Source organism: Pseudomonas chlororaphis (genome assembly GCA_001023535.1).
Classification (GTDB): Bacteria; Pseudomonadota; Gammaproteobacteria; order Pseudomonadales; family Pseudomonadaceae; genus Aquipseudomonas; species Aquipseudomonas chlororaphis_E.
In genome coordinates, this window is the sequence record CP011020.1 from 1,620,057 (window position 1) to 1,636,879 (window position 16,823).

The 16,823-nt window shown below is 64.7% G+C and carries 10 protein-coding genes; 3 read left to right on the forward strand and 7 right to left on the reverse strand.

Annotated elements, in window-relative coordinates; translation table 11 throughout:
* Positions 1-6: 6 nt before the first annotated feature.
* From VM99_07005 to VM99_07015, 3 genes are read right to left on the reverse strand one after another with little or no spacing between them, the layout of a single operon-like run.
* Entirely contained in the window at positions 7-1,518 is a 1,512-nt protein-coding gene (locus VM99_07005; GenBank protein AKJ97822.1) for a transporter, read from the reverse strand.
* A gap of 40 nt (positions 1,519-1,558) precedes the next feature.
* On the reverse strand, positions 1,559-8,797 hold the full coding sequence (locus VM99_07010) for a glycosyl hydrolase (GenBank protein AKJ97823.1): 7,239 nt from the start codon (positions 8,795-8,797) through the stop codon (positions 1,559-1,561).
* Positions 8,798-8,849: 52 nt separating this feature from the next.
* Entirely contained in the window at positions 8,850-9,695 is an 846-nt protein-coding gene (locus tag VM99_07015) for a sulfotransferase (GenBank protein ID AKJ97824.1), read from the reverse strand.
* A gap of 298 nt (positions 9,696-9,993) precedes the next feature.
* Between VM99_07015 and VM99_07020 the strand changes: the two genes are divergently transcribed.
* From VM99_07020 to VM99_07030, 3 genes are all read left to right on the forward strand, one after another.
* Complete coding sequence (locus tag VM99_07020) at positions 9,994-10,581, forward strand: tail protein (GenBank protein ID AKJ97825.1); 588 nt, start codon at positions 9,994-9,996, stop codon at positions 10,579-10,581.
* Between the two features lie 46 nt (positions 10,582-10,627).
* Positions 10,628-10,939 (forward strand): hypothetical protein, encoded by a 312-nt coding sequence (locus VM99_07025; protein ID AKJ97826.1) that lies wholly within the window; start codon positions 10,628-10,630, stop codon positions 10,937-10,939.
* 266 nt (positions 10,940-11,205) lie between these two features.
* Positions 11,206-11,793, forward strand: coding sequence for a tail protein (locus VM99_07030; GenBank protein AKJ97827.1), 588 nt, complete (start codon positions 11,206-11,208; stop codon positions 11,791-11,793).
* 128 nt (positions 11,794-11,921) lie between these two features.
* Here VM99_07030 and VM99_07035 read toward each other — a convergent pair whose 3' ends face one another.
* Genes VM99_07035 through VM99_07050 form a run of 4 tightly spaced genes read right to left on the reverse strand, consistent with a single transcriptional unit; the run spans position 11,922 to position 16,616 of the window.
* A complete protein-coding gene (locus VM99_07035; GenBank protein ID AKJ97828.1) occupies positions 11,922-12,413 on the reverse strand; it encodes an acetyltransferase in 492 nt (163 codons plus the stop codon).
* 9 nt (positions 12,414-12,422) lie between these two features.
* Positions 12,423-14,519, reverse strand: a complete 2,097-nt coding sequence (locus VM99_07040; protein ID AKJ97829.1) for a peptidase M50 — start codon at positions 14,517-14,519, stop codon at positions 12,423-12,425.
* Between the two features lies 1 nt (position 14,520).
* Positions 14,521-15,840, reverse strand: coding sequence for a multidrug transporter (locus VM99_07045; GenBank protein AKJ97830.1), 1,320 nt, complete (start codon positions 15,838-15,840; stop codon positions 14,521-14,523).
* Positions 15,837-16,616 carry an RND transporter gene (locus VM99_07050; protein AKJ97831.1) on the reverse strand — a complete coding sequence of 260 codons (780 nt, stop codon included), beginning with the start codon at positions 16,614-16,616 and terminating at the stop codon, positions 15,837-15,839. Before VM99_07050 ends, VM99_07045 begins: the two co-directional genes overlap by 4 nt.
* Between the last annotated feature and the right edge of the window lie 207 nt (positions 16,617-16,823).

Sequence of the window (16,823 nt, forward strand, 5' to 3'; positions counted from 1 at the left end):
GCGCCGTTACTTGGGCACCGCGGCCGTCGGTACGGCGATATTGCCCTGGGCCCACGCCGCTTCACGGCTGGCCAACGCCGTGGCAATCGACTGGACCTCGGTCGATTGCACTTCGTTGGGCAGTGGGTCGAGGCCGGCGCTGGCGAATATCTGGCCGTAGGCGTTGCGCAGGTCGGCATAGGCCAGGTCCCGGCGCAGATCAGCCTGCAAGGTGTTCAACTCGCCTTGGATCAGGTCCAGCTCGCCAATGCCCGCGGCCTGGTGACGGCTGCGCAATTGGCCGACGATCTGCCCGTCGATGTCCGACAGCTGCTGGCTGGTCTTGAATTGGCGCAGTGCCTCGCGATAGTTGGCGTTGGCGACGTACAACTGCGCCAGCACCGCGATCGACATTGCCTGGCGCCGCGCCGAAGCGACTTCCTCGCCCGCCTTGGCGACGTCGATGGCCGCCGGGGCGGAGATCACGTTGAACAGGTTCCAGGTGACCTTCACGCCATAGTCGGCCCAGCCCTGCTCCACCAGGAACGAGTTGCTGTCGTAGTGCCCGCCGGCGGAGAACTCCAGCCCCGGCAACAGGCGCAACATGGCCTTGCGGGTTTCAGCGGCGGTGATGCGCGTTTGGTAGTCCTGCTCGCGCAGTTCCGGGCGGCTGGCCAGAGCTTCCTGTTCGAGACGGGACAGGTCGACCTTGAGCTCCGGAATCTCGTACTCATCCTGGGTCGCCAGGGTCAGCTCGGTGCCCAGGGGCAAGTTGATCAAGGTTGCCAGTTCGGTCTTGGCCAACGACAGCGCCCGGCGCTGCTCTTCGAGCTGGCGGGTCGCCTGGATCAGCGAGCGCTGGTAACCCAGGGCCTGCACCGGGTCACCGATGCGTTGCTCGCTCATGCTCTGGCTGTTGCCGCGCGCCGACTCGACCCGCGCCATCAGGCTGTCGATCTGTTTGAGCAGCCGTTCGGCAGCCATGGCGCGCCAGTAGGCCGAGCGCACGTCCTGAACGATGGTGTTGATCACCTTGCGCCGGCGTTCCTGGACGATCAGGCGCTGGTCGCCGGCCTGCTTGGCGCTGATGTAGCTCACGCCGAAGTCGAGCACGTTCCAGACCATGGTCAGGTCCGCCACCTCACGGTCGCGGTCCTGGGAGGTCGACGGTTCCAGGGACTGGGTGCCGGTTTCGACGCTCTGGCTACTGGAGGCGCTGACATTGTTGCGGCCCACATAGCCGGCATCCAGTGCCATGCGCGGCAGCATGTCGAAACTGGCGAGGTCCAGCTGCCGCTTGGCCAGGGCCTCCTCCATGATCTTCAAGCGGCCTTCAAGGTTGTACTTCACCGCACGGGCCATGGCCTGGTGCAGGGTCAGCGGGCCACTGAGGGGCTCCTGGTCCTTGTACATGTTCTGCAGATCGGTTCGGGCGCGCTGTTCGCTGACGCTTCGATCGATCGGCTCACTGGTGACGGCACATCCGCTGACCACCAACGCCAGCGCACTGACTGCGAATAACTTCTGACTTCTATTCATTCCCTGGATTGCCCCTGGCTGCCCCAATTTTTTAGTTTTATCAGGCCTGCACCTGGCTGATGCCGACCTGTTGCAAAGCCACTGCCAGGCTATCCACCTGACGTTGTTCTGTGTCCTTGAGGTGTTGCAGTTGCTGGCCCAAGGTCGGTGCGCCAAACATTCCACGCAGCCCCTGGGACACATCGCCACCCTGCATCGATGAGCTGCCGAAGGCGTTCATCGACTCGCTGTCAGACACGGAGTCGTGGTTGAACAGCGTCGCCAGCGTGCTGCTGCCGAACACTCCGCCATCGCCACCGCCAAAGCCCAGGAACCCATGGCCCGAGCCATCGCCGGCAGCGTCGCTGCTGAAGACCTGGGCGATGTAGCTCGGCGCCAGTTCACCACGATTGATGAAAATATCGCCTATCGGATCCAGCCCACCGCCCACATCCCGCTGTTCGAACAGCGGCGGGAAGCCCAGCGGCGAGCCCAGGTTGCCGGTGGGCGGCGTGAAGACCACCGGTTGCAACGGCACCTCGGTCGGAGGCACCACGGTGACCGGGTCCGACACCAGGAACTCCGGTGGCGGCTTCACATCGTTGGGCACCACGGTGTCGATCGCGTAGTTGTTGGACACCGCCACGCTGGCCCCGGCGTTGCCGGACTGGTCACTGACGTTGCTGGTGTCCAGGGCGATGAAGTTGCTCGGGTCGGTGAGGTTCACCGTCGGCGTGAACGTCGCCGTCCAGGTCCTGCCGCCATCGCTGGTGGTCAGGTTGGTCAGTTCACCGTTGGTGACGCTGAGGTCCGACAGGTCGAAATTGGTCACCGCTTCGCTGAAGGTGAACGTCACCTGGGTCGTCTCGCCCACGGTCAGGTTCGAGTCGGCCACGACGATGGTCGCGGTCGGCCGGGTCGCGTCGAGGGCGTAGTTGCTGGAGATCGCGACGCCCACACCGGCGTTGCCGGCAATGTCCTGCACCGTGCTGGCGTCCAGCAGGATCAGGTTGGTGGCATCGTTGACGCCCGCGGTAGGCGTCAGCGTCGCGGTCCAGGTCAAGCCGCCGTCGCTGCTGGCAAGGTTGGACAGCACGCCATTGGCGACGCTGAGGTCCGACAGGTCGAAACCGGTCACCGCTTCAGTGAAGCTGATGGTCACGGTGGTGGTCTGGCCGATGCCCAGGCGGGTATCGGCCAGGGTAATGGTGGCGCCTGGGCGCACCGTGTCGATCGCATAGTTGTTGGAGTTCACCACCCCGACGCCACTGTTGCCCGAGACGCTGACCACGCCGGCGGTATCCAGGCTGATCAGGTTGCTGGTGTCGGTGATGTTGCTCGCCGGCGTGAACGTCGCGGTCCAGGTCACGCCGCCATCGCTGGACGAAACGTTGCTCAGGGTGCCGTTGCTCACGTTCAGGTCGCTGTTGTCGAAGCCGCTGACCGCTTCCGAGAAGGTGATGGTCACCAGCGAGGTCTCACCGACCCTGAGGGCGTTGTCGGCCACCACGATCGTGGCGGTGGGCACGCGGGTCTCGACCGCGTAGTTGGCCGAATCGGTGGTGCCCGCGCCCGCGTTGCCCGCCGCGTCGCTCACCCCGGTGTTGTCCAGGGTGATCAGGTTGGTGGCGTCGCTCACGCCCTGGGTCGGGGTGAACGTGGCGGTCCAGGTCAGGCCGCCGTCGCTGCTGCTGACGGCGCTCAAGGTGCCGTTGGCCACCGTCAGGTCGGCGTTGGTGAAACCGGTCACCGCCTCGCTGAAGGTGATGGTCACCTGCGCGGTTTCACCCGGCCGGAGCGTTGTATCGCTGAGCACGATGGTGGCGGTCGGCAACTGGGTGTCGACGGCGTAGTTGTTGGAATCGGTGGTGCCGCTGCCCGCGTTGCCCGCCAGGTCGGCCACGCCGGTGTTGTCCAGGGTGATCAGGTTGCTGGTGTCGGAAATGCCGGCGCTCGGGGTAAAGGTCGCCGTCCAGGTGATGCCGCCATCGCTGCTGGTCAGGCCGCTGACCGTACCGTTGGCCACACTCAGGTCGGCAATGGTAAAGCCGCTCACGGCTTCGCTGAATGTGATGGTCACCAGCGACGTCTCGCCCGCGGCGAGGGTCGTGTCGGCGACAACGATGGTGGCGCTCGGACGCACGGTGTCGATGGCGTAGTTGTTGGAATCGGTGGTGCCTACACCAGCGTTACCCGAGACGTTGACGACACCGGTGTTGTCCAGGGTGATCAGGTTGCTGGTATCGGAAACACTCGCGCTCGGTGTGAACGTAGCCGTCCAGGTAACGCCACCGTCGGAAGACGACACGTTGCTCAGCGTGCCATTGCTGATGGTCAGGTCGCTGTTGTCGAAACCGCTCACCGCTTCGTTGAAGGTGATGGTCACCTGGCTGGTTTCACCGATGCTCAGCGACGGATCGGCCACCACGATGGTGGCGGTCGGTACCTGGGTGTCGATGGTGTAGTTATTGGAGCTGGTCGCGCCGGTGCCGGCATTGCCCGCCCCATCGCTCACGCCGGTGTTGTCCAGCACGATGAGGTTGGTCGTGTCCCGGATGCCTAGGGCCGGGGTGAACACCGCGGTCCAAGTGATACCGCCATCGCTGCTGCTGACCGCGCTCAGGGTACCGTTGGCCACGCTCAGGTCCGAGTTGTCGAAACCGGTGACCGCTTCGGAGAAGGTGATGGTCACCAGGGACGTTTCGCCAACGCTCAGCGCGTTGTCCGCCACCACAATGGTGGCGGTCGGGCGCAGCGTATCGACGCCGTAGTTGTTCGAGTCGGTGGTGCCGACGTTGACGTTGCCGGCCAAGTCAGCGATGGCGCCGCTGTTGAGCGAAATGACGTTGCTGGTGTCCGTGACGCCCGCGGTCGGGGTGAAGGTCGCGGTCCAGGTGACGCCGCCGTCACTGCTGCTCAGGCCGGAGATCACACCGTTGGCAACCGTCAGGTCGGCGCTGGTGAACGCGGTCACCGCCTCGTTGAAGGTGATGGTTACCTGTGAGGTCTGGCCAGCGGCAATGGCCGTGTCGGCCACGACGATGGTCGCCGTTGGGCGCACGGTGTCGATGGCGTAGTTGTTCGAATCGGTGGTGCCGACCCCGGCGTTGTTCGCGCCATTGCGCACGCCGGTGTTGTCCAGGGTGATCAGATTGCTGGTGTCGGAAATGCCGACGCTCGGGGTGAACGTCGCGGTCCAGGTCACGCCGCCGTCAGAGCTGCTCACACTGCTCAGGGTGCCGTTGCTGATGGTCAGGTCGCTGTTGTCGAAGCCATTCACGGCGTCGTTGAAGGTGATGGTCACCAGGGACGTTTCACCAATGCTCAGCGACGTATCGGCCACCACGATGGTCGCCGTGGGCACGTTGGTGTCGACCTGGTAGTTGTTGGAGTTGGTGGTGCCGCTGCCGGTATTGCCCGCCGCATCGCTGATACCGGTGTTGTTCAGGGTGATCAGGTTGCTGGCGTCGCTGACGCCCAGGTTCGGGGTCAGGGTGGCGGTCCAGGTGAAGCCGCCGTCGCTGCTGCTGACCGCGCTGAGCGTGCCGTTGGCCACGATCAGGTCCGAGTTGTCGAAACCTGTGACCGCTTCGGAGAAGGTGATGGTCACCAGGGACGTTTCGCCAACGCTCAGCGCGTTGTCCGCCACCACAATCGTGGCGGTCGGGCGCAGGGTATCGACGGCGTAGTTGTTCGAATCGGTGGTGCCGGTGCCGGCGTTGCCCGCCCCGTCCACGACACCGGTGTTATCCAGGGTGATCAGGTTAGTGGTGTCACTGATGCTCGCGCTTGGGGTGAAGGTCGCGATGTAGGTGATGTTGTCGCTGGTGCTCAGGCCGCTCAAGACACCGTTCGCCGCCGTCAGGTCGGCCAGGGAGAAGCCCGTCACCGCTTCGCTGAAGGTGATGGTCACCAGGGACGTCTCGCCGATGCTCAAGGTGCTGTCGGCGACCACGATCGTCGCGGTAGGCCGCACGTTGTCGATGGCGTAGTTGTTGGAGCTGGTGGTACCGGTGCCAGCGTTGCCCGCGGCATCGCTCACGCCGGTGTTGTCCAGGGTGATGACGTTGCTGGCGTCACTGATGCTGGCGGTCGGGGTCAGCGTGCCGGTCCAGGTGATGCCGCCGTCACTGCTGCTCAGCGCGGACACGGTGCCATTGGCCACGGTCAGGTCGGCCGTGGTGAGGCCGGTCACCGCCTCGTTGAAGGTGATGGTCACCAACGACGTTTCGCCAATGCTAAGCGCCGAATCGGCCACGACGATGCTGGCGGTTGGGCGCTGGGTGTCGATGGCGTAGTTGTTGGAACTGGTGGTACCGCTGCCGGCATTACCGGCGGCGTCGGACACGCCTGTGTTCGCCAGCACGATCAGGTTGGTGGCGTCGGTGATGCTGGCGGTCGGTGTGAGCGTCGCGGTCCAGGTAATGCCGCCGTCACTGCTGTTCAGGCCACTCAGAGAGCCGTTGGCGACCGTCAGGTCGGCCAGGGTAAAGCCGCTCACGGCCTCGCTGAAGGTAATGGTCACCAGTGAAGTTTCGCCGGCCGACAGTGTAGGGTCGGCCACCACGATGGTGGCGGTCGGACGCGCCGTGTCGATCGCATAGTTATTGGAGTCGACAGTGCCCAGATTGGCGTTGCCGGACAGGTCGACAACGGCGCCACTGTTGAGCGTGATCACGTTGGTGGTGTCACTGACGCTGGCGGTCGGCGTCAAGGTCGCGGTCCAGGTGATGCCACCGTCGCTGCTGCTCAACCCGGTCACCGTGCCGTTGGCGACGGTCAGGTCGGCGGTGGTGAAACTGGTCACCGCTTCATTGAACGTAATGGTCACCAGGGACGTTTCACCGATGCTCAGCGACGGATCGGCCACCACGATGGTGGCGGTCGGGCGCAGGGTATCGATGGCGTAGTTGTTGGAGTTGGTGGTGCCCACGCCGGCGTTGCCGGACAGGTCGGCGACACCGGTCTTGTCCAGCACCACCAGGTTAGTGGTATCGGTGATATCGGCGGTCGGCGTCAGCGTCGCGGTCCAGGTGATGCCGCCGTCGGCGCTGTTCAGGCCGGTGATCGTGCCGTTCGCCACCGTCAGGTCGGCAGCGGTGAAGCCGGTCACCGCTTCGCTGAAGGTGATGGTCACGGCCGAGGTTTCGCCGCTGGTGAGCGTGGTATCGGCCACCACGATGGTCGCGGTCGGCGCTACGGTGTCGTTGACCACGTAGTTGTTCGAGGTGGTGGTCCCCACGCCGGCGTTGCCGGCCAGGTCGGCGACGCCGGTGTTGTCCAGGGTGATCACGTTGGTGGTGTCGGCAATGTTGCTGGCCGCCGTCAACGTGCCGGTCCAGGTGATGCCGCCGTCGCTGCTGCTCAAGGTGCCTACGGTGCCGTTCTGCACCGTCAGGTCGGACGCGGTGAGGCCCGTCACGGCTTCGGAGAAGGTGATGGTCACCAGCGACGTGCCACCGGAGTTCAGGTTGGGGTTGGCCACCACGACAGTCGCGGTCGGTGGCGTGACGTCCGGCACATAGTTGGTGTTGATGGTCCCGCCATCGCCATAGACGTTCGCCACCGAGGCCGGCGAAGTACCCGCAGAGCCGGCACTGCCACCGCCGGTACCGCTGCCGCCGACGTTACCCGACAGCGCCGCGAAGTTGGCGGCGGTGATCAGGATCGAGCCTTTGTTCCAGATGGCGCCAACGCCGACGCCGCCCGCACCACCGGTGTGGGTGTAGCCACCGCCGGCGCCACCGCCACCGCCGCCGCCACCGGCGCCGATGTTGTTGGAGATCACCGAGTTGCCGATGATGCGCAGGGTCGCGCCGGTGTCGTTGTAGATACCACCGACCGCGCCGCCACCCGCACCGCCCACGGCGTTGTAGCCGTCACCGCCACCGCCGCCGCCAATGGACAGGCCTGCGCTGGCCGCCGTGCCGCCGGCCGATCCGGTGCTGTAGCCCGGATACGCCGCACCACCGGCGCCACCGGTGGAATTGCCGCCCCGCCCGCCCATATTGAAGAAGCCACCGCCGGCGCCGCCCTGTCCGGTCGACCCAACGGAGCCTGTGGCATTGATCGTATCGCCGCCCCGGCCACCCGTTCCGCTGCCGACCGCCCCGCCACCACCGCCGCCACCACCGGCATATTGCGGCGTCACGCCGCCACCGCCGCCACCGCCCGACGCAGCGTTCGCGGTGACCGTGACGTTGCGCATGGTCAGGGTCCCGGCGTTGTAGATCCCGCCGGCCTTGGCGACCGCCGCATCGACGCCGCCATTGCCCCCGTCGCCCGCCACCATGCCGCGGGTAATCACCAGGCCATCGAGGGTCGCCGTCGTACCGGACGTCACGTTGAGGACCTGGGTGCGGAACTGCCCATCGAGGGTGACATCGGCCACGTTGTCGTTATTGAGGTCGCCGTCGATGGTCACGTTCTTGTTGACCACCAGCACCTGGGTCAGCGCAACGGTCATGCCGCTGCTGAAGGTCACGATGTCACCGTTCTGCGCCGAAGCCAGGGCCGCACGCAACGAACCCACGCCGGTGTTGGCGTTATTGGTGGCGGTCCAGGTGGCGAGGCCCCACTGGTATTGGCTCATCGCGCTGGCGGACAGCACGTTGGTGCTTTCGATAGTGCCGGTGGCGATTTCCAGGTCCCAGTCGCCGCCCAGGCCTGTGCGATCATTGGAGGCCGCCACGTCGCGGCCGGTCAACTGCGCCAGCGAATCGACCAGCGCCAGGCCCCGGTCGCCCTCGGCGGTGTAGCAGCCGTAGATCAGGATGTCGCCACCGACGTTCATGTCCTGGCCGATCTGCGCCAGCACTTCGCTGCGGGCTTGGACGTTGTCCGCCGACAGGTAGGCGTTGCCCAACCACAAATCGCCGGCGTTGCCGTGGGCGATGATTTGCACCGAGCTCACGCCCTGGTGGCTGTCCAGGTAATCGGCAATCTGTTGCAGGCCGTCCTTGGTCGCATCGAGCTGCACCACCTGGGTACCGGCCGCGACGCCATCGAGCAGGCTGGCCGCGTCCTTGACCCGCGAATCGATGAACACCACGGACTTGCCCGGAACGGCCGCCTCGGTGGCATCCACCTGGCCCTGGGGCGCGTGGGTATCGGCAGGCTGGTCGGCCGTCGGCGCCTTGGCGGCGTCAGCCGTGGGATGGGCCTCCGGCTGCGCGGCTTCGGCCACGGTCGCGGCCACCGCGCCGTCGAACAGCATGCGCGGCTCCAGCGACATGATCATTGGCGATGCCAGGGCCTGGGTGCCCTCGATTACCCGCGATTTACCTTTGCTCCACCACATGACGTTCACCTGGACTCGAACTGCTTGAACACGCAAATGAAAAAAACCGCGATCAGCTGAGCGCGGCGTCGGTTTTCATACGGATGACATTGGCCGCGCTGGCAGACCCATCGCGCCAGAACGACAACTCGGAAAATCTTTCGAACAGGTCCGGCGGCAGCAGGGTTCGCCGCACTTGCGGCGCGACCTGGGGCTTGACCTTGTGCAGGCCGGCAACGCCCAAGGCCTGGTCGAAGGCCGGTGCGTCGTAGGTCAAGTGATTGAAGTCGTGCTCGAACCAAGGCTCGCCGATGAACTCGTAGACCAGCCGCATCACCCGCTCGGGCGCCTGGCTCAGCAGGTCGTAATCGACGATCAACAGCGACTCGGCGTGCTCGCCGTAATAGGCTTCCTTGAGCGCTGTCCAGGCAAACCCCACCAGGCGGTTGCGCTGGGCCAGGGTTTCGCACCGGCTGTAGACGGTGTTGCGTTCGTCATCGTCGTTGAACAGCTTGGTATTCTCGAAGGGATTGGCGCGATACAGCCGCTCCAGGCTGTCGAGCACCCAGGCGACGTTGCGCACGCAGGCGATGGTCTTGGCTTGGGGAAACAGGTCTTGCAGGGCCGGCAGGCGCGCGCACCACTGGCGATTGGTGTCGAAGATGACAGGTTTGTCGGCCTTGTCGGCGTAGTAGGAGTCGAACAGCCCGCGCAACAGACGGCGGCGCAGGTCCGTGTCGATCACCGAACCAAACTCGCTGCCGGCGCTGCATTGTTGCAGCACACTGCTGAACAGCGAACCGACGGGGCTGGTCATGCCGGCGTGAAAGCGCGGGTTCTGCAGCAGAATCGCCGACAGCAGGGTCGAGCCTGAGCGCGGCAGGCCGGAAATAAAGTGAAACTGCGACAATCCCTTCACCGTGTGTAGTCCTTTTGTGTCCGAAGCGTAGCCTAGGAAACAAACGCCGCCTAGTAGTACTTTGATATCAAATTAACTTTGTCCTACAAAAAAGATGGGCGGTAGAAGCACGGGCGCCACTGAATCGTTTTAGCCGATCCAGGAGAATTTTCCTCGTGCCTCCCCCGGCAAAATCAGACATCCCCGTCTACGCTCAGCCGTGCGTGACAGGCCAGGGAATGAAGGCGTCGGGCTGATCGCTCCCTTCCCCAGCCTGCCGGACGCACGCCAGACCAATCACCTGAGGAATGAGGCATTTATGGAAGTATTCATCGGGACTATCCAACCCTTCGCTTTTAACTTCGCCCCCAGGGACTGGGCCCTGTGCAACGGGCAGACGCTCAGTCTGGCCCAGTACCAGACACTGTTTGCCCTGATCGGCGTGACGTACGGGGGGAATGGCCAGACCACCTTCCAGTTGCCCAACCTGCAAGGCCGCCTGCCCATGGGCCAGGGCAATGGCCTGGGCCTGACGCCACGGGTCATCGGCACCATCGCCGGCACCGAGAATGTCACGGCGACTCTGAACAACCTGCCCAACCACACCCACGCCCTCACGGCCATCACCGCCGCCACCACCGTGCAACTGGCGAACCCGGCCAGCAACCCGGCGAACACGCCGACGGCCACCAATTCGTTCATTGGCACCTCGGGCACCGGGCCCGGCGCGGCGAATATCTATTCCGACCAGGTCGGCGCCTCACCGGTACCGCTCAAAGGCGTGACCACCACGGTCAGCGGAACGGTGGCCCCGACGGGCAATGGCCTGCCGATGGCGATCATGAACCCGTTCCTGGCGATCAACTTCAGCATCGCCCTCCAAGGTTACTTCCCGTCCCGCAATTGATGACCTACCGCCGGGCCATGGCCCGGCGGTCCGTTGGAGTATCGACATGCTGCAAGCGGTTCATAGCCACCATTTCCAACCCTTGCTGGGCCAGACCAGCCGCCTGACCCTGCCCGACGGCAGTTGCCTGCCCATACAGTTCGAGACCCTCGATCAAACCCCCAGGGCCAAGATGCCGAACACCGAGCGCATGCCGTTCAGCGTGGCGTTCAACAGCCTGGAAACCACCGAGTTCGTCGATGGCCTGTGTGCGCTGGACGTGCCCGAACTGGGCCGGCTCGAAGGGGTGTTCGTGTCACGGGTGCCCCCCATGGGCCGTGACTCCACGCTGGGCTATTACTACATCGCGTTCAACTAGTGGCCTGTACGGTTAATTCGAGTACTCAAGTCCTGGCGCCGAAGTTGAGTAAACGAATTAGCCACACAGGCACTAGCGTTGGGGGCAACCCTGTGGGATCTGTGGTGTACACAGGTCTTGCAGCGATCCGCCAAGGCCGCCGGCAGAGTGCCACAACCGCGTCTACGCTCAGCCGTGCGTGATCAGGCCAGGGAACAGGGAATCGGGCTGAACGCAATCTTCTTCTCTGGCCACACCAGACCAATAACCTGAGGGATGAGGAATTTATGGAAGTATTCATGGGCACTATCCAGTCTTTTGCCTTTAACTTCGCACCCAGTGGCTGGGCGTTGTGCAATGGACAGACGCTCGCCATTTCGCAGTACCAGGCGCTGTTCTCGCTGCTGGGCACCTATTACGGCGGCAACGGCCAGACCAACTTCATGCTCCCCAACCTGCAAGGTCGCCTGCCGATGGGCCAGGGCAACGGGCTGGGCCTGACCCCGCGGGTCATCGGCGAGGTCTCCGGCACCGAAAACGTCACCGCGACCCTGAACAACCTGCCCACCCACACCCACACCCTCACGGGCATCACCGCTGCCACCACCGTGCAGTTGGCGAACCCGGCCAGCAACCCGGCGAACGCGCCCACGCCCACCAATTCGTTCATTGGCACCTCGGGCACCGGGCCGGGTGCGGCGAATATCTATTCCGACCAGGTCGGCGCCACACCGGTGCCGCTCAAAGGCGTGACCACCACGGTCAGCGGAACGGTGGCCCCGACGGGCAATGGCCTGCCGATGGCGATCATGAACCCGTTCCTGGCCATCAACTTCAGCATCGCCTTGAACGGGCTCTTCCCTTCGCGTAACTGAGGCCGCCGCAAAGCTGTGCTTTTTGTGGGAACGGGCTTGCTCGCGAATGCGGTGGTTCAGATAAAAATCTGGTGACTGACACTCCGCTTTCGCGAGCAAGCCCGATCCCACAGAAGTCGGTGTTTTTGTCAGTCGCCTTTCGGATACCACACCAGCCGCTCAGCCGCCGGGCTGCGCTCTTGCACCTCGAAGCCCAGCGCCAGGTAGTGCCGCCGGGCATGGGGGTTGCTGGTCCAGACCACGGTGGCCACCGGGCAGCGGATGTGTTGCGCGGCTTTCTGCACCCCTTGCAGCACCGTCCTGCCGTAACCCTGCCCCCGCGCCTGGGGGATGAAGGCCAGGTACAGCACGCGGATTTCATTCGGGCCGAAATCCGTGCTCAGGGCGCCGATGGCGGTGCCGAGCTTCTCCACCACGTAATGCATGGCATTGGGAAAGTTCTCCCCCAGGCCCTGTTCCTGCACCTGGAACTGCTGGGCGATCACCTGCTGCACTTGCTCGTGCTCGCCGTCGATCCATTGCAAATCCGGACGCGCCGCCTGGTAAAGACGCTGCATGAACGGACCATCGCTGACCCGCGATGGCCGCACCACCAATCCGTCTGCCGCCACTGAATTCATGTTCGCTCCTTAAAATCCGCTTTCCCTCACGCCCAGCGCCGCCAACCGGCGCCAAGCCGCTCCCAGCACCGACTCGCCATGCCCCTGCAACACCACCACGCCACGCAGCGGTTGCAGCGGCGCAACCCCGTCCTCGACCGCGCTCAAGCGCACGCCGTACTGGGCCTGCACTGGCTCGGCCCGCTGCTGCGAATCACGGCGCACCGCAATCGGTCCGTGATGATCGGAGGTCAGCGCCTGCTGCTCGACCCAGGCCACGCCATTGGTGTCGATCTCATCCAGTTGCACGGCAATCGACGGGTGCATCGGATCGTCGGCAATGAACCGCCCCGTGGCACCGGCACTGACTCGCCACAGCTCGGCCTCGGTCAGGTACCCACGCAGGCGAGAATCGGTCTGCACCACCCGCGCCAGCGGCTGCGTGGGCGACAGCCAGCGCCCCACCGAAAGTTGCGGCAGCAGGTCGCGCACCTGGCCGGCATGAGGCGCACGCAGCAACAGGCGCTCGCGCTGGGCGACCAGGCCCCGGTACTCCGCCACCGCCTCGGCCAACTGCTGCTCGACGATGCCGGCATCGGCGGCGGTCTCGCTGCGTCCGGCCTGACGACGCATCTGCAACTGCTGGATCTCGATTTCCCGACGCACGATGACCAGGCGCGAAGCCATGTCCGGCGACTCCAGTTCAATCAGCACGTCGCCTTGGGCCACGGTCTGGCCGTCGCGCACATTCACCTGTTTGACCCGCGCCGCCACCGGCGCATACAACGCACTGGCGCGCCCCGCTTCGAGCATCGCCGGCACCTCCACGGCGCTGCGCCAGGGCAGCAGCAACGCCAGCACCAGCGCGAGCAAGACCAGGCCGCTCAATAGCACCCGCGGCCCGTGGGCCTGTTCACGGCGACTCCACCATTGCCGCCATTCATTCACGATGGGCATAAAAATGAACCAGACCAATTCCACCATCATCAGGAAAATGCCCAGCACCTTGAAAAACAGGTGATAGACCGCCAGGGCAATGCCGAAAAACAACGCCGCCCGCCATAACCACGAGCCATATCCCCAGACCAGCAAGCGACGGCGCATCTTCGGCGACCAGGGTTCCGGGGCCGCCACGCCATAGCCGAACAAGGCTTCGCGCAAGCGCCAGCGACACAGGGCGAATGCACGCCCCTGGAGGTTATCCACCGCCCAGAAATCACTGAGCAGGAAATACCCGTCGAAGCGCATGAAGGGATTCAAGTTGATCACCAGCGTGGTGATCCAGGTGGCGCTGGCCAACATGAACGCGGCGGTGCGTGCCGGCCCGTCGGGCAACAGCGACCAGGCCAGCAGGGCGATGCACGCCAACAGCAATTCGGCCAATACGCCACCGGCACCGATCAACAACCGCGCCCGCCGGTCATTGATCCGCCAGGCGTCGCTGACATCGGTATAGAACATCGGCAACAGCACCATGAACGCCACGCCCATGCTCTGCACCCGACAACCGGCGCGCTTGGCCATGAACGCATGGCCGAACTCATGGCACAGCTTGGCAAAAAACAACGCCGCGCCGAACGCCAATGCGCCGCCCAGGCTGAACAGGTGCGGAAACGTCGCCAGGAACCGCTGCCAATCGCGCGACACCAGGAAAATACCCAGCCCCAGGGTCAGCGGCAGTCCATAACGCAAGAGCTTGGGCCCAAAGCGTGCCAGCCAGGGCCAGGCACGATTGAGGAAGGCGTCCGGGCGCCACAGCGGAATCCGGAAAAACAGATATTGGTGCAGCAGCATCTGCCACAGGCTCTGGCGCCGGGCCGCCGTCTTGAACAGGTAGCTGTCGCGCTGTTGCGGGTCCATCGCGCTGATCAGATCATGGCCCCGCAGAAAACCCAGCAACTGTTCCAGCGACTCACCGTTGAGGGGCAGGCCCGGCTCGCGATTCGCCGCTTGCAGCACCCGCTCCGGGTCGCCCAGGGACCAATGCCGCAACATGCGCATCGCCGCCGCACCCAGCTTGAAATAACGCCCACGCACCGGGTCGGCCAGGGTCCATTGCGGAGAACCGTCGGGGTCTGGAGCCGCCGGGGACAATTGCAAGTCTGGCCGCAGGCTCGGCAGGTCCATGCTACAGGCCTACGCTCTGGCGCAGCCCGGCCAGTGGTCGACGCAACAGGTACAAAGCCAACGGGGCGCGTTCGCCAAAGACCTTGGCCGTACCCCGCAGGCCGATGCGCGGCGCCGTGGCGTCGAAGCGCGCATCCAGTCGGTAGGCCAGTTGGCCGCCCGCCGTGGGCTGCGCTTCATAGGCCGAACGTTCGAGCCAGGCCAGGTGCCGCTGCAACGGATCGCTGTCGAGAAACAGCGCCACTTGTGCGCCGGGCTCCAAGGCAATCGCATCGCCCACCGCCAGCTCGATGCGCAACTCGGCCTGGTTCGGATCGGCAATTTCCATCAGCCGCTCGCCGGTCTGCACCGGCTTGCCGAGCCAGCGCTCGGCATCGGCAAACACGGCAATACCGTCGCGCTCGGCACGTACCTCGCTGCGCTTGAGCAGCTCCATCGCATAGTTGCGTTCGGCCCGCTTCTGTTCGACACGGGCGGCCAGCAGGTCCACCTTGGAACTGGACTCTGCATCGGCAAACGAGCGCTGGGAATTGGCCTTGAGCTCCGCTTCGGCCACCCCCAATGCCCGCTCGGCAACATCGGCCTGGGCCTTGAGGCTGGTGCTTTCGAAACGCAACAACAGGTCGCCATTCTTCACGGCCTGGTTGGGCTTGACCATGAACTCGGCGATCACGCCGTCCAACGGTGCCGCCACCACTTGTCCGCCCAGCGGCACTACTTCGGCCGGGGCCAGGACCGATTGGCGCACCGGGATCAGCAGGCCCAGCAACAGCACCGCGACCAGCGCCACCTGGCGCTTGCGCGTCCAGCGCAGGCGCCACGGCTTGCGCGGTTGCAAAGCCAGCCAGGCATGGCTGTAGGTGTCGCCCAGTTGCGACAAGAGCACTTGTTCAGACGGGGTCCACGGCAAGTCGCGGGCCAGCCACAAGCCGCCGAACACCTGGCCCTGATGATCGACCAACGGCAGCCAGAACACCTGCCCGGCCGACAGGCTGCGCCAATCCGCGCGGATGGATTCACTGACACCGTCGGCGGCGATCACCCGGGCCTGGTTCAGTAGCCCCTGCTTGAACAACTGGGCCACCGCCTGCTCGACGAACGCCACGAACGGCGCGTTGGGCTCCACGGCACTGACGCCCGTCACCGCGTGCACCTTGCCGGCAATCAAGAGCGCGGCATGGCGAAACCCGAACAACGCCTGGCCGTCGTTGACCAGGCTGTAGCTCAACTGCGCCGGGGTGCGGGCTGCCCGCGTCTGGCGCTCAAGGTCGAGAAAGCGGGCGAACACCTGCTCGGTGCTGCCCGTTATCGGCGCGTTCACTTGGGCTCCGCAAAACGCGCCGTACCGCTCATGCCGGACAATAATCCGCTGGCATCCGGCACGCTCGCCACCAACAGCAAGGTCTGGCTGCCCTCGTCGATGCGCGCGCCCAGGCGCTTGACCGTGGCCTGCAACGGCTTGCCGGTTTCATCGGGGATGAAGGTGAACGGCTGGCCGGGCTTGAGCCGGTCCATCCAGCGCGACGGCACCAGCAGATGGATTTCCAGGGTGCGGTTGTCGACCACATCCAGCAACGGCGCGCCGGCCGCCACGCTTTCATAACGCTGGACCTTGCGCGTCACCACCTGGCCGTCGAACGGCGCGATGACACTGCAACGCTTGACCTGTACCTGGTACACCTGGGACTGCGCCTGCGCCTCGCTGACCCGGGCCTCGGCCCGCGACACTTCGAAACGCCCGACCGACTTCAATGCCTCCAGTTGCCGGTTATGCGCCAACTCTTCGTTGGCCCCACGGCTGGCCGCCTGGGCCGCATTGAGCTGGGCCTGATAGGCCGAGCAATCGAACCGCGCCAGGGTATCGCCCTTCTTGAACGACTCGCCCTCACTGAATGGCAACTCGACAATACGCCCGGCCAATTCACTCGCCAGTACCGCCTGATCCCGCGCCCGAAGCACCCCACGCGCCTCATTGCCAGCCGGTGCACTGGCCGCCGCGTTGCTCTCGAGCAACGGATCGCCTGCATCAGGCGTTTGCGCCTGAACGCCGCACGCTACAAAGGTCAATCCCACAACCCAACTACTCAAACGCCGCATGACCGTTTTACTCCCTGACGGATGGGCGGAGTCTAGAAGAAATCTCTGGTTTCAAAAAGGCTGGAGTTGGGGATAAAAGGTGCCGGCTTTTTTACCGACACCAGCAGGTATCAAACCCCACAACGATTTAGGCAGATACACTCCTCAAAATCAGCCAGGCAGAATGGACTACTCAAATCATCAGCCACTGTCACTTACACGGAAAAG